The organism is Leucobacter insecticola (genome assembly GCF_011382965.1).
Classification (GTDB): Bacteria; Actinomycetota; Actinomycetes; order Actinomycetales; family Microbacteriaceae; genus Leucobacter; species Leucobacter insecticola.
On record NZ_CP049934.1, the window covers coordinates 13459 to 27820 of the forward strand.

The following is a 14362-nucleotide window of genomic DNA, read 5'->3' on the forward strand; positions in this document are numbered from 1 at the left end:
CAGCATCTTCCCGGCACAGCCCCGTAGTCTTGACGGGTGCCCAGCCCTGAGTTTGTCGACGCGGTTCTCCAGACGGTAGCCCGCATCCCGGAGGGCAGGGTGATGACATACGGCGATGTCGGGGTCGCCATCGGTTCGGAGGCACCCCGCGCGGTTGGCCGGGTCATGGCGCTGTACGGCCACGGCACGCACTGGTGGCGGGTGGTGCCGGCGAGCGGTCTTCCGCCGCAGGGGCACGAGGTCCTTGCGCTGCCGCACTATCTTCGGGAGGGGACTCCCCTGCGAGGCGAGCCGAAGCCCGGCGAGTATCGCATCGCACTCTCCGCAGCCCGCCTGCCATACACCCACGAAATCTACTCGGAGGTCGCACTGTGACAGAGCCCAACACATCAGTACCCGGCACCGAAGCTCCCAGCGCCAAAGCGCCCGGCGCCACTCTGCGGCTCGGCTTCGCGCGCGGGATCGCTCCCAGCAAATGGGCGGATCGCTGGGGCAAGGTGCAACCCGCGATCCCGCTCGAACTGGTGCCGCTGGACCTCGCGTTCGGCGGTCCGAAACACCCGGAAAGCTGCGACGTGGTGATTGAGCGTGCTGCCCCGGGGCAGCGTCCTGCGGGGAGCTCTGAGGCCGAAACCAGCCCGCTGCCGAGCCGCCACGCAATCCGGCTCTACACCGAAGCGATTGCGCTCGTCGTGGACCTCGGCCACAATCTCGCCAAACGGGAGTCGGTGACGCTACAGCAGCTTGCCTCGGTCACACTGCTCGATCACCCCGACCACTCACCCGAGTGGCCTGCGGCCGAGCCGTGGCAGGATCCCGCCTGGATGCCAAAGGATGCCGCCGCAGCTCTCGAACTTGTCGCTGCAGGATCCGGCGCGATCCTACTCCCCCAGCCGCTTGCGCGGCACATCACCGACAAACACCAGCACGCCGTACTGCGTGTGTCTGCGCCGCTTGCGGGAAGCACCGTTTGGGCGAGTTGGGCCGTTGCGCGCGACGCAGCCGACGTGCAGCAGCTCATCGGGGTGATGCGGGGGCGCACCGCGCGAAGCTCGCGGCCGGCGGCTGTCAGCGACGGGGCTGCCGAGCCGAAACCCCGTGTCGCCCAGCAGAAACCGGCAAAAAAGCCCGTGCTGAAAGCCAACTCGCGCGGCGCCCAGCTTGCCGCCGCCCGCGAAAAGATCGAGCGCGCAAAGGCCGAGAAGCGCAAGGCCGCCCGCCGCAAACGACGCTAGTGCCCCGTGTCGCAAATTCGCTTCACATCTCCCGGCACTCCGGCGGCGCATCGCGTCGTTGTCGTCACTCGACGATGCAACGGCATCGCCTCACTCCTCCGCCTCGCGCTGCATCCACCGGAGCACCGGGATCTGCAAAGCAACTTGCGACACAGGACACTAGCTCGCCGCACGGCCGCCGCACCGCACGGCGTCCGCACCCGGGAATTGCTTTTGCACTCAGAACACCGATTCGACCTGGAACACCGCTTTCCTGCCACACCAGGTGTTCTACGTCGAATCGGTGTTCTGAATCAAATCAGTGCTCCCGGTGACAGCGGCCTTGATTTCGACTCACTGCGTTCACTCAATCGGCGGAGGGTGTTACCTGGCGCGAGCGCGCAACTCCTTTTCGTGGATCGGCCAGGTGCCTGCTGCACGCTGCGCGTCGATGTAGGCCTGCGCCTCCTCCTGACGTTCAGCCTCGATCCCGGTCGCGATCTCCGCGCGCAGCAGCTCGGGGGTCAGCCCAAACGCGTCGACGAGGTCGAGGGCGTGGTGACGCAGGCGACCGAGCAGCCGGTCAATGTACGCGGTGACGGCTTCGGCGCGCTGCCCCGAGATCCGACCCTGCACCAGATACCAGGCAGCGTTCTCCTCGATCAACCCAAGACCAAAGAGGTCTCGCAACCAGGTCAGCACTTGCTTGGATCCCGGATCAGAGATCTTCTCAAGCTCCTCGGTGAACGCCTCCCACTGCAGCAGCTCGCCGTGTGCTCTTGCGGCCGCAATGAGCTTGTGCTGTTGCGCGTTGAAGGCGTCTTCGCCGGCGACCGCGTACGCCTGCTTATCGCTCTTGGGCACATCCTTCGTGGCCTCGCGCAGCGCGAGGGCTATCTCGGAGATCATTGTCTCCACGCGGTCACTGAGGAGCGCGTGCTGCGCCTCCGGACTGCGGACGCTCTCGACCGAACGCGACACCTGCCCGAGATCCGCAATGCGTTGACCGACCCTGCGCAGCCCAAAGCGGGTCACCCGGTCGCCCAGCTGGCTCGCGGCGGCCTTCGCAAGCACAGCGCGATCCGCGTTCTTGAACTGCGCGGCGTAGTCCTTAAGCAGTCGCTTCCCGACGAGCTGCAGCAGCACATTGTTGTCGCCCTCGAAGGTGACATAAATGTCGAGGTCGGCGCGCAGCCCTGTCAGCCGATTCTTCGCGATAAAGCCAGCGCCGCCGCACGCTTCGCGGGCCTCCTGCAGCGTGTCAAGCGCGGCCCAGGTGGACAGCGATTTCAGCGCGGCCGCGAGCGTTTCGAGGTCCTCGCGGTTCTCCTCGGTGTCGCCGGCCCCCGAGAACACCTCGTCGAACACGGTCAGCAGGCGCTCACCAGCGAAGGTCATCGCGTAGGTCTGGGCGAGGCGCGGGAGAAGGCGCCGCTGGTGCTGCCCGTAGTCGAGTAGCACGGTGTCGCGGCCGGAGGCACCGGGGAACTGTCGCCGTTCGCTGCCGTAGCGAATCGCGATCGCGAGCGCGGCCTGCATCGCTTTCGCCGCCGCGCCGTCGAGCGAGACCCTGCCCTGCACGAGCGTGCCGATCATCGTAAAGAATCGGCGGCCGGGGCTCTCGATCGCCGAGGAATAGGTGCCGTCAGCCGCCACGTCACCGTAGCGGTTCAGGAGGTTGGTGCGCGGCACCCGCACCCGCGTGAAGTGCAGTTGCCCGTTGTCGATACCGTTCAGCCCGCCCTTCACGCCGTCGTCCTCGCTGCCGACGCCGGGCAGCAGGTCCCCGCGGGGGTCCGAATCGGCACAAAGAAGGCGTGCACGCCGTGATTCACGCCCTTCGTGATGAGCTGCGCGAAAACCACCGCCGCCTGGCCGTGCAGGGCCGCATTGCCAAGGTATTCCTTCCAGGCCCCCTTGAACGGTGTGTGGATCTCAAACTCTTCGGTTTCAGGATCGTAGCTTGCGGTGGTGCCGATCGATGCCACGTCTGAACCGTGGCCGATCTCGGTCATGGCGAACGCGCCGGGGAGCTTCAGACTCATTACGTCCGGCAACCACTTCTCGTGGTGTTCGCGGGTACCCAGGTGCAGGATCGCGGCGCCAAAGAGTCCCCACTGCACACCGCTCTTGATCTGCATGGAGGGATCCGCGAACACAAGTTCTTGGTACGCCGCAATGTTCCCGCCGTGGTTGTCGCCGCCGCCCAGGCTCTGTGGGTATGCGCGCTGGATAGCGCCTGCTTCGACGAGCAGCCCGAGCTGTTCAAGCACGCGCACACGGTGGTCGTCCATCGATTGGCCCGGGATCGTATGAAAGCGAGGATCCGCGGCGAGTTCACGTGCCTCAAGCCGCTCCTTCTTCCACTTTCCAAGCAGCGCGTCGCCGACCAGGGCGATGTTGATACGGTCGGCCGCATTGCCGGCCGTTGGGCGGGTGAGAGTGATGTCGCTCATTATGTAGAGACTCTTTCTGTGACAAAGTGCGCAGCGGTGCGTGTCAAAGCTGCCCCGGTATTGCAGCAAGCGTAAGTCCGTCGCTCAGCGCGGGCAATCATCAGACTCAATTCCACAATGAACCGCCACACTACCCCGATCCCGAACTGTGGACATCCTCCAAACATAGGCATCTTGAGCCAGAGGCAACCTCCAGTCAAGCTAGGGCACTGCGGGAGCGGATCGGCTACAGCCTCTGGCCGGGCACAAAGTCCCCGAAATACGCAGGGGTGACCTCGGCGTTCTCGAGCATCTCGCGGCTGCGTTGCTGCCAGGTGCGCGGGATCACGGTCACCACCTGGCCGCTCTTTCCGGCGCGGCCCGTGCGCCCGGCCCGGTGCAGATACGTCTTGAAGTCGCTGGGCGGATCCGCCTGCACAACGAGATCAACATCGTCGACGTGGATCCCGCGCGCGGCAACATCCGTGGCCACGAGTACGGAGGCCTTCCCCTCCGCAAACTTCGCAAGATTGCGCTCGCGCCTCGACTGGCTCAGATCCCCGTGCAACTCGGTGACGTTCACGCCCGACTGGGCCAGCACCCCGGCAAGACGTTCGGCGCCCGCGCGGGTGCGGCAGAAGACCATGATCCTGCCGCGGCGTGACACCAGTTGCGTGAGCACCTGATCCTTGTCCTCGCGCATCACCACCAACACCTTGTGCGTGGACGACCCGCGCGAAGCTTCCTCCGCCTCGTGCGCCGCCGGCTGTCGCAAGAACTCGGAGACCAGCTGCGCCACACCGCTGTCGAGCGTGGCGGAGAAAAGCAGGCGCTGTCCATCGCGGTCCGTCTGGCGAAGCACCTGCTGCACCTGTTCGAGGAAGCCGAGATCGCACATGTGGTCGGCCTCATCGATCACCGAGACCACAACTTCGCGCAGGTCGAGCTTGCGCCGGGTAATCAGATCCTGCACCCTGCCCGGTGTGCCGATCACGATGTCGATGCCACGTTCGAGCGCGTGCAGCTGCGGCTCAATCGGCACGCCACCCACGAACTGCGCCGTGTAGAACCCGACCGAGCGCGCAATCGGCTGCACTGTGCGGTCGATCTGCAAGGCAAGCTCGCGGGTGGGGCGAGGATCAGCGCCTTAGGTTTGCGAGCCGCCCCTCTCGGGGCGCGTTCACCCCGCTTGGGCTTACGAGAAGCCAAGGCGGGATCCTTCGCGAAGGCGCCCTGCGCCTTCAGGATCAGCAGCCGTTCGACGAGCGCCGCCCCAAACGCGATCGTCTTGCCAGACCCCGTCTGCGCACGGCCCAGCACGTCTCGACCTGTGAGCGTGTCGGGGATCGTCGCGGCCTGAATCGGGAACGGCTTCACCGCGCCGAGCTCCGCGAGCGTGCGCACGATATTGCCGCCGAGTCCAAGCTCGGCAAAGGTGAGACCCGCGACGTCGGCGGCGGTGGTCAGTTTCGCATCGAGACGCTCCAAGACCACATCCGAGGTATGGCGCTTCGGGGCCTCCGCACGCTTGGCCGCAGCATTGATCCGTTTCTCAGCGGGGTGTTTGGGACCCGAGCGTTCGGGCTTGGCGCCACGATCCTGCCTCTCCCCCTGCCCCTTCCCTGCGCCGCGCGTTTCGGCCTGCTGCCCGCTCGGCGCGCCTCCGAAGCGCTTGGGCTTGCGCCCGCGTGTAGGCTCATAGTTGGAGGGAGCCTTGTAGCCTCCACGGCGCTTCTGGGCCACGCTCAATCCTGCTCTCGGTCGCCATCATGCTGCGACTTCGGCTGAGGGTTCTCGGCCGTGTCAGTCGCGGTGACGTCGCCCTGAGCGGTCTCCTCGTCAGCTGCTTCAGGAACGGCCGCACGGGATTCTGCCGCCTCTCCGACCTCTTGCGTCGCCTGCCACATCAGCTGTTCCCAGTCGAGTGCACCTGTGGCCGTGGGCACCGCGTGTTCAGCCTCTGTGGAACCAGGCGACGTGGCCACGGGAAGCCCCGCCATGACCGCACCACCAGCGGAAGGCATCGCCTCGGCGACCGGCGGCGTGGAGGATCCGCGTCGCTTCTCGTCACGCTTCTCACGCCACTTTTCCCGCCGCCGCTCGACCGCGTAATACAGCGTCGGCAACACAACGAGCGTCAGCACAGTCGAGGAGAGAAGCCCGCCGATGACCACCACAGCGAGCGGCTGCGAGATGAAGCCGCCCTTGCCGGTGATCCCCAAGCCCATCGGGGTGAGCGCGAGGATCGTCGCCAGCGCCGTCATCACGATGGGCCGCAGACGTCGCAGGGAACCATTCACGACCGCGTCGAGCAGCGCATCCCCGCGCGTTCGATACTGGTTGACCAGGTCGATGAGCACGATCGCGTTGGTGACCACGATGCCGATGAGCATGAGCACACCGATGAGTGAGGCCACACCGAGCGGAATACCCGAGAGCACCAGCAGCAGGATCGCACCCGTCGCCGCAAACGGTACGGAGATCAGTAGCAGCAGCGGCTGCAACAGGCTCTTGAACGTCGCGACCATCACCACGTAGACAATGAGGATCGCGGCGAGCAGTGCGAGCCCGAGCTGACCGAAGGCGTCGCCCTGCTGGGAGAGCACCCCGCCAATACTCGCGCTCGTTCCCGCAGGGAGCTTCACGGCATCGAGCGCTTTGTTCACGGCGGTACTCGCGGCGGCCAAGTCATCGCCGGCGGGCAGCGCGGACACGGTAGCCATGCGCACACCGTTCTCGGTGCGCACGGTGACTGGGCCGTCGGCGACCTTCACGGTCGCAAGACTTTCGAGGGACTGCGGGCCGAGCGCGGTCTGGATCTGCAGGGCCGCAACGCCCGCCTGATCCTCGGGTGCCACACCATCAACGAGGTACACCGCGATGGTGTTTTCCTCCATGGTGATCTGTCCGATCTGCCGCGGCTGCATGAACGCGGCGAGCTGGCCCGCGACGGCAGCCTCGGTGAGCCCTGCCTCAGCGGCCTGCGCACGGTCGACCACCACGCTGAGGTAGGGCCGCGACTGCGCGAGGTTACTCTCAACCTGCTTCAGGCCGTCCTGAGCCTTGATCTCGGACTCAACGGCTTCGGCGGCCTCCGCGAGAAGCTTCTGATCGGGGGCGGTCACGTTGACCTCAATGGTGCTTGATCCGCCAGGCCCGCCGCGAGACTGCGCAATCGCAAACTCGCCCGCGTCGTCAAGCCCGTCAACGGCCTCGCGGATCCGGTCCTGCACATCGCTTTGGTTCGCTTTCGGGTCAGTGGTGATCGAGTAGTTCACGACCCCGTCGCCTCCGCCACCAAACAGCGCCATCATGCCGCTCCCGCTTCCGATGGTCACCTGTGCGGTCTGCACCTCGGGGATCTCCTTGAGGGCATCCTCGACCCGCTCCGCCTGCGCAAGCTGCGCGTCGAGGCTGGTTCCTGGTGCGAGGGTCTGCGTCAAGCCGATGGAGTTTTGCTCGTCAGAGCCAAGATAGCTGGTCTTCAGGAGCGGCGTTGCGGCGAGCGCGAGCGTCGATCCGAACACCACCACCGACACCAGCAGCGTGATCGCGGGCCGCCTGAGCGTCCACTCGATGACCGGGCGGTAGCCGCGCTGCAGCGCGGTTACGGGTTCCGCGTCTTCGGCGATCCCCGGGGCCGCGTTCGCCACGGCACGCTTGCCGCGACCGGATTTCTTGCGGCCCTCACTATCCGGGCGCAGGAACCAGTAAGCGAGCACGGGAACGATGCTGAGCGAGACGAGCAGCGACGCCGCCAGCGCGATGGTTACGGTGAAGGCGAAGGGGCGGAACAGCTCACCCACGGTACCCTCGACAAACGCCATCGGTAGGAACACCGCGACAGTGGTGATCGTTGAGGCTGTGATCGCGCCCGCGACTTCGCGAACAGCCCGCACAATGGTGGCACCGCGGTCACTGCCGGGCCTGAGGTGCCGCTTAATGTTCTCGATCACCACGATGGAGTCATCAACCACACGACCGATCGAGATGGTGAGCGCACCAAGCGTGAGCAGGTTGAGCGAATACTCGGCAAAGTTCAGGCCCACAAAGGTGAGGAGCACGGAGGTCGGGATCGAGATAGCGGTCACCAGCGTCGCGCGGACCGACATCAGGAACAGCAGAATCACGAGCACCGCAAAGATCAGCCCGAGCAGCCCCTCGGTGGTGAGCGTTTCAATGGACTGCTCGACGTAGGGCGCTTGATCGAAGATGATGCTGAGCTGTGCTCCGCCGAGCTGATCCTGCAACTCGTCAAGCTTCTCTTGGACCGCGTGCGAGACCTCAACGGTGTTCGCCGCGGACACCTTCGTTACCGCGATCGTCAGCGCTGGCGCACCGTTCACCCGAGAAATGCTCTGCTCGGGGTTCTGTTCCAGCTGCACCGTTGCGACGTCACCGATGGTCACAGCGGGCGCGGGCGCTTCGGGCGCCTCGGGCCCCTCAGGTGTCTCGGGCAGAGGATCTGGTGTGTTCACACCGGGCCGCTGCTGGAATTGCGCCCGCTGGTCGGCGGCCGCCTGCTGCGCCGCGAGCGCCTGCTGCTCCGCGATGATGGCATCGACGCTGCGAGGGAGGGGCAGCGCCGAGATTTCCTCGACGGAATGGATCGCCGACCCTGCCTGCACGGCAAGGGTGCGATCCCCCTCCGTCACGGTGCCCGCCGCGAGCAGTACTCCGCTCTGCTGCAGGGTGTCGGTGATCGCCTGCGGGCTGAGGCCCTGGGCCGCGAGCAGTTCAGCGTCCGGCACGATCGAGATGCGGTTTCCACGGGCACCGGAGACCTGGGCGTCGCGGACCCCGTCAAGATCGGTGAGCTCGGGGATCGCGATCCGCTCGATGACCTGCGCAGCCTCTTCCGTGTTTTCCCCGTCTGCCGGGGTCACCGCGATCTGGATCACGGGGAAATCATCGAAGCTACCGGAGAGCACCTGTGTGTCTGCGGACGGGGGAAGGAACTGCGAGATACGGCTCACCGCACGCTCGACCTTTTGCTCAGTGACGGCAAGGTCGATCCCGTAGGTGAACTGGGCAACGACCATCGAGGTGCCGGTGCCCGAAGTTGCGGTGGTGCTCTCAAGCTGCGGCACCCCGCGCAGCGCGGTCTCGATAGAGGAGGTGACGTCGTTGTTGACGACCTCGGGGCGGCGCCCGGGTAGCTCGTCAACACAACGATCGCCGGGAACTGAACCGAGGGCATCAGCTCCTGCTTCAGCGATCCGACACCGAGCAACCCAAATACGGCGGCAACGATCGTGACGAGCGCGATGAGAGCTCGGTTCTTCAGGCTCAACACCGTGAGAATATGCATAACTTTGAGTATCCCATGCCGTAACTGGAATCCTGCCGCTGAATGCGGCGCAGGGCGGAATCAAAAGGTGGATAATACAAGAATGCCGATGCCTCGAAGCCGAAGAACGCTCGGCGCTGTGTCCCCAGCTGATTTCGAGCGCCTCGCGGGCCTTCGCCGAATGCAGACCCTCGCGATCGTCCTGCTGATCTTCATGGCGATCGTGTTTGTTGTCTCTTTTGCGCTGCAGAGCCGGATCCCCTGGCTCGGTTTCGTGCGTGCCGCAAGCGAGGGTGGAATGGTGGGCGCGCTCGCCGATTGGTTCGCGGTCGCGGCGCTCTTTCGCTATCCGCTCGGGATCAAGATCCCGCACACCAACCTCATTTCGGCGAAGAAGAACGATATTGGCGAGGGGCTTGGCGCGTTCATCGAAGAAAACTTCCTGGCGGACGACGTCGTCCACAACAAGCTGACCCAGATCAGCGGTGCACGGATGGCCGGGAACTGGGTGTCGGAGCGGGCGAATGCCGAGCGCGTGAGCAGTATGATCGCGGCGGCAGGGCTCGGCGCGTTGACCGTGCTCGACGACAACGACGTCCGCGACCTCATCGAGTCTCTGGTGCGGGGGCACATCATCGATCCCGAGTGGGGGCCGATGCTCGGCAGCGCCACCGAGACGTTTATCACGGCACATCACCACGAGGCTCTCGTTGATATCGCTGCATCTCGCGCTCAAGAGTGGCTGGTGAAGCACCCGGAGGCCTTCGACCGTATCGTGTCGTCGCGGCTCCCCGCCTGGGTGCCGAGCATTGTGGACCGTTTCGTCGATAGCAGGCTGCACTCTGAGGCGGTGCGCTTCGCGCAGGCGGTGGCCGAGGATAGTGACCACCCGTTCCGCGTTGCCTTCAGCCGCTTCCTTAGGGATCTCGCGACCGACCTACAGCATCAGGAAGCGTTGCAGTCGCAGCTCGAATCCTTCAAACACGAGATCTTTGATAGCCCTCGGATCCGCTCGCTCGCCGCGAGCACCTGGGAGGTCGCGCGGACCGCTCTCATTGGCATGCTCGAGGATCCTGGCAGCGAGCTGCGCACCCGGCTCACCACCGCGCTGCAAGACTTCGGCGGCCGCCTCCTCGAAGATACGACCCTGCAGTTCAAGATCGACGTCTGGGTCATGGGGATCGTGCAGCATCTCGTCACGACCTACCGGCACGATCTTGCGGGCGTGGTGGCGGAAACGGTGCAGCGTTGGGATGCGCAGGAGGCCGCCGAAAAGATCGAGCTGCAGATTGGCAAGGATCTGCAATTCATCAGGATCAACGGCACCATTGTCGGATCTCTGGCGGGCCTCACCATCTACACGATCGCGATCCTCGTCATCACACCGCTGCTGGGGTGACGTCCCAGATACCCCTTGGTCATGCTGCGCGTAGGGCGCAGCCCGGAGTCGCAGTATCCTCGCAGCGTCAAAGCGCTTCCCTTCAGACACGGGGCTACTGCGATCTGCTCGCCAGCCGCAGCATGGCGGGGAAGGCTTTACTCCTGAAATTCGACCGGCGCAATGAGGTCCTGCACACGGTCCGACGCGGCAGTGTGGTCTGAACGGGTGGTGACGGCACACCGCGTCGTGCGGCAGTCGAGCTCGTCACCGACGGGATCCGGGACCGTAATTCGCGCCGTGAACGTACCCTTCTCGCTGTCGGCATACCCGTGCGTGGCGAAGGCACGCCAGGCCCAGTCATCGGTGATCCACACGCTCGCGAGCCCTTCTTCGCCCGCGGCACCTCCGTCTTTCGCGCCGCTGGGGACACCGCCCAGGCAGGGACCGGGCTTCTCATCGGGAGACTCTGGAATGGCGCAGATTGCCACGTATATGCCCATCTGGGAATCAAACCCGGTGCCCTGCACCACGAGTTCCTCGCCCGCCTCAAGCGAAGCAACGTTTGCGAGCGCACCGTTGCCGTTTTCAACACGGAGGGTCCTCTCGCGACCGTCAGCGCCCGTCGCGCTGACCTCGGCAGTTGGTTCGCTCGCGATCTGCTGCCCGGATCCGCCCGCGCTCTGGTGCGTCAAGATCGGCACCAGGATCGCCACAACCAGGCCCAGAACAGCAATGGCGAGCACCATCACCACGATCAAAACGGTGCGCACAATGCGGGAACGTCCGCGGGTCTGAGTCATGCCTTCATCGTAATACCACAGGCAGTTTCTGTTGCGCCACGAATCAGGTTCGCAGCTCGAGTCATGCTAGAATCTGCCTCATACGTCTATTTTGAATTGGTACCTGCCCCGCAGCGCCAGGCGCGCGGGGCCTGAATGTGTAAGGGGGTCACGCATGGGGCGCGGCCGTCAAAAGGCAAAGCACACCAAGGTCGCCAGGGAGCTGAAGTATTTCAGCCCTGACACGAACTATTCTGCGCTGGAACGCGAACTCGCGACGAACTCAAGCTCGAAGTCCGACGAGGACGCGTGGGCTGAGTACGCAGAGAAGTACACCCCAGCCGAGGACGACGAGCAGTAGACCCGTCCACTCACTGACGTGGTGGCAACACGCCAATCTTGGTGTGCACCCCATCGCATGGAGGGCACACCAAGGTTGTGCGAAGGGCTATCGTCCCTGCTGCGCGACTGCGGCGGCACCTGCCGCTGCGGCCTCGGGATCGAGGTACTGCCCGGGGCCTACGGGGTGCCGTCGGCATTGATCTCGTAGACAAGCGGCATCCCGGTCGGAATGTTCAGCCCTGCGATGTCCTCGTCAGAAATACCCTCAAGGTGCTTCACGAGCGCGCGCAGTGAGTTGCCGTGCGCGGTCACGAGCACGGTGTTGCCCGCGTTCAAATCGGGCAGGATCTGAGACTCCCAGTACGGCACGAGCCGCACGATCACGTCTTTCAGGCACTCGGTCTGCGGGCGCTCCCCGTCAATGCCGAGGTAGCGCGGATCGTTCGCCTGCGACCACTCGCTCGCATCATCGAGCGCGGGCGGGGGCGTGTCGAAGGACCGCCGCCACTCCATAAACTGTTCTTCGCCGTACTTCTCCAGCGTCTCTGCCTTGTCGAGCCCCTGCAGCGCACCGTAGTGGCGCTCGTTGAGCCGCCACGAACGCTTCACCGGGATCCACAGCCGATCAGCAGAGTCGAGCGCAAGGTTCGAGGTCTGGATCGCGCGGCTCAGCACCGAAGTGTGCAGCACATCGGGCAGCACACCAGCCTCGGCCAACAACTCACCGGCACGGGCCGCTTCGCCGCGCCCCTTCTCGGTCAGGCGCACATCCACCCAACCGGTAAACAGGTTCTTTTGGTTCCATTCGCTCTGGCCGTGGCGCAGCAGGATCAGCGTCTGTGTCATGCTTCCAGCTTATCGGCTCGCTGGCGCACTCACCCGGCCCGCTTCGGAAGCTTCGCCGTCGGCAGCACCTTTCGGGTCGCTCCGGCGTCGCTTGGCACAATGACTTCCTGGGTTGCGGCGACGATCTGCCCGGCGACACTGTCGGCGTCGGATCCTGTCTCCCCCGCGCGAAGCTCAAGAACCGCGTCTTCCGGCACCGAGCGCTTCAGCAGCGCGAGCGCGATCCCACCCCACTCGTGGTGCAGCGCGGCCCGGGTGACCCTGCCGACCGGCCGCGATTCAGGATCAGCGGCCTCACCCTGCCGATACACAAGCGCACCGCCCACGGGAAGCTCGCCGCCAAACCCGTCAAGGTGTAGCAGCGCGAGCCTGCGCGGTGGGTGCCCCAGATTGTGCACCTTCGCGATCGTCTCCTGCCCGCGGTAGCAACCCTTGGACAGGTGCACCGCCGTGCGCATCCAGTCAAACTCGTGCGGGATCGATCGCTCGTCGACCTCGCCGTGCTGGCTGGGGCGACAAGCTCGCACCTCAAGCGCATCGAGCGCGCTGAGGCCCGCAGCCCGCACACGGCCCGCGCGAACCAGCTGGGCGATGTCACCCAGCCGGTTTCGTTCGAACACGAACTGGGTCGCCGACCATGCCTCGCCGGGATGGGATCCACGCGCGTACTGCACCCCGCCGTTCGTCACCGCTGCCCACGGATCGCGCCAGGCGACAACCGGGCCTGCGGATCGCAGCGCCTCCGCCGCGGTACCGTCGAAGGCCAGGACGCTGGCAAACTCGTCTGACACGTCACGCACTTCGACGCGCAGCGCGAACCGCATCCGGTTGAGGAATTCGGCGAGGGGCGCCGCGGATCCTTCATCAACGAGCAGCCAACTTTGTGCGCCGTCATCGACGAGCCGGATCACCCGCTCGATGCGACCGTTCGGATCGAGCAGCATCGTCTCGACGCTGTCTCCCGGCTGCAGACCGAGCAAGTGCTGACTCGTCATCGAGTGCAACCAGCTCAGGCGATCCTCACCCGAAACAATGACGATACCGTTGTGCGACAGATCAACGATCGCATTGCCCTGATCGAGAGCGCGCTGCTCGATCAGTGGCTCACCGTAGTGAGACGCAACCGCACGTCCCTCGGCCAGAACAGCCCCGGGAAGCTCAGTGAAGGCAGTCACGGCCTGTGCGATCCGCGAGGCAACAATGGGAAGCGCTTAGCGCTGACCCTTGAAGAGTCGGTAGACAACGACACCCGATACCCACACGATCGCAAGCGACGCAAGGCCGAGAAGCCCAAGGAAGAAGAGTTCGAGAGCAAGAAGCATGGAGCCAGTCTAGCAAACCGCGGACGGGCGCGTCAGCTACGTTGCCAGGCTCTCGATCAGCAGACCAGCGGCGTCGATAACCGCGATCACAACAACCGATCCGGCGACACTGAACGCGACGCGCGTGATGAACCCCACCCGCTGCGCGGTGCCGAGCTGGAGAGCGAAAGTGATGAGCGTGCTGACACCGATGGCAAACACCAGCCAGGAAAAACGCTCCTCGGGGGGCACAAGCAGCGTGACCAGCGTGCCGATCACTGCCGCGACCAGCCACGCGATCACAAGTCGGGGCACATGCCACGCATGCACATCCGCCATTTCTGGGGCATCAGGACGCACTGGCTCGCTCACACCCTCATCCTCGCACATCACCCATGCCCGGCGCCCGCCCGCGCACCGCCAATCCCCACCGTTCAGGTGTCACGGATATGTACAAGATCGAGTTTTAATACATATCGGTGACACCTGAACTGTGGGCTGGGAGGGGCGGCAGGGGGCAGGGCAGGGCAGGGCAGGGCAGGGCAAGCGGGCTGAGTAGTATGGATCACGCGTCGTCACTGCGAGAAGGGAGCCACCGGATGCTGCTGCTCTGCCTCACAGACCGGGATCCGGCAGACTCCCTGCCCGGGCTCGACCTTCTCCCGCACGACATCCGTACATCCCCCTCTCGCTCCGGGTTCCCGACACTATGGCTTCTCGCTTCGACGCGATCCTGATCGACGGCAGCCTGGATCCGAGGCGCGCCCGCACCGC

9 protein-coding genes and 3 pseudogenes are annotated in these 14362 nt (G+C 65.1%); 4 read left to right on the top strand and 8 right to left on the bottom strand.

What is annotated here, in order from left to right; translation table 11 throughout:
* The first annotated feature begins 36 nt into the window (after positions 1 to 36).
* Positions 37 to 375, top strand: coding sequence for an MGMT family protein (locus G7067_RS00055; protein WP_166321112.1), 339 nt, complete (start codon positions 37 to 39; stop codon positions 373 to 375).
* Positions 372 to 1235, top strand: coding sequence for a LysR substrate-binding domain-containing protein (locus G7067_RS00060; protein ID WP_166321114.1), 864 nt, complete (start codon positions 372 to 374; stop codon positions 1233 to 1235). The genes G7067_RS00055 and G7067_RS00060 overlap by 4 nt, the downstream gene beginning before the upstream one ends.
* Positions 1236 to 1598: 363 nt before the next feature.
* On the opposite strand, the pseudogene G7067_RS00065 reads toward G7067_RS00060, so the two are convergent.
* The 4 genes and pseudogenes from G7067_RS00065 to G7067_RS00075 all read right to left on the bottom strand — a co-directional run bounded on the left by G7067_RS00065 (position 1599) and on the right by G7067_RS00075 (position 9024).
* Positions 1599 to 3670 (bottom strand): annotated as a pseudogene (locus tag G7067_RS00065) (acyl-CoA dehydrogenase family protein).
* Between the two features lie 226 nt (positions 3671 to 3896).
* Entirely contained in the window at positions 3897 to 4352 is a 456-nt protein-coding gene (locus G7067_RS15040) for a C-terminal helicase domain-containing protein (protein ID WP_425280717.1), read from the bottom strand.
* A gap of 150 nt (positions 4353 to 4502) precedes the next feature.
* A pseudogene (locus G7067_RS14765) lies at positions 4503 to 5392 on the bottom strand (DEAD/DEAH box helicase); the annotation flags it as partial.
* 2 nt (positions 5393 to 5394) lie between these two features.
* Positions 5395 to 9024, bottom strand: coding sequence for an efflux RND transporter permease subunit (locus G7067_RS00075; protein WP_244301144.1), 3630 nt, complete (start codon positions 9022 to 9024; stop codon positions 5395 to 5397).
* A 54-nt stretch (positions 9025 to 9078) separates the two neighbouring features.
* Between G7067_RS00075 and G7067_RS00080 the strand changes: the two genes are divergently transcribed.
* Positions 9079 to 10338 carry a DUF445 domain-containing protein gene (locus G7067_RS00080; RefSeq protein WP_244301145.1) on the top strand — a complete coding sequence of 420 codons (1260 nt, stop codon included), beginning with the start codon at positions 9079 to 9081 and terminating at the stop codon, positions 10336 to 10338.
* 137 nt (positions 10339 to 10475) lie between these two features.
* Here G7067_RS00080 and G7067_RS00085 read toward each other — a convergent pair whose 3' ends face one another.
* Complete coding sequence (locus tag G7067_RS00085; RefSeq protein ID WP_166321118.1) at positions 10476 to 11120, bottom strand: hypothetical protein; 645 nt, start codon at positions 11118 to 11120, stop codon at positions 10476 to 10478.
* Positions 11121 to 11274: 154 nt separating this feature from the next.
* On the opposite strand from G7067_RS00085, the gene G7067_RS00090 reads away from it, so the two are divergent.
* Positions 11275 to 11460 carry a DUF3073 domain-containing protein gene (locus tag G7067_RS00090; protein ID WP_166321120.1) on the top strand — a complete coding sequence of 62 codons (186 nt, stop codon included), beginning with the start codon at positions 11275 to 11277 and terminating at the stop codon, positions 11458 to 11460.
* Between the two features lie 87 nt (positions 11461 to 11547).
* Here G7067_RS00090 and G7067_RS00095 read toward each other — a convergent pair.
* From G7067_RS00095 to G7067_RS00105, 3 genes and pseudogenes are all read right to left on the bottom strand, one after another.
* Positions 11548 to 12287 (bottom strand): annotated as a pseudogene (locus G7067_RS00095) (phosphoglyceromutase).
* 29 nt (positions 12288 to 12316) lie between these two features.
* Positions 12317 to 13462 (bottom strand): CAF17-like 4Fe-4S cluster assembly/insertion protein YgfZ, encoded by a 1146-nt coding sequence (gene ygfZ / locus G7067_RS00100; RefSeq protein ID WP_166321122.1) that lies wholly within the window; start codon positions 13460 to 13462, stop codon positions 12317 to 12319.
* A 183-nt stretch (positions 13463 to 13645) separates the two neighbouring features.
* A complete protein-coding gene (locus tag G7067_RS00105; protein ID WP_244301146.1) occupies positions 13646 to 13960 on the bottom strand; it encodes a hypothetical protein in 315 nt (104 codons plus the stop codon).
* Positions 13961 to 14362 lie beyond the last annotated feature (402 nt).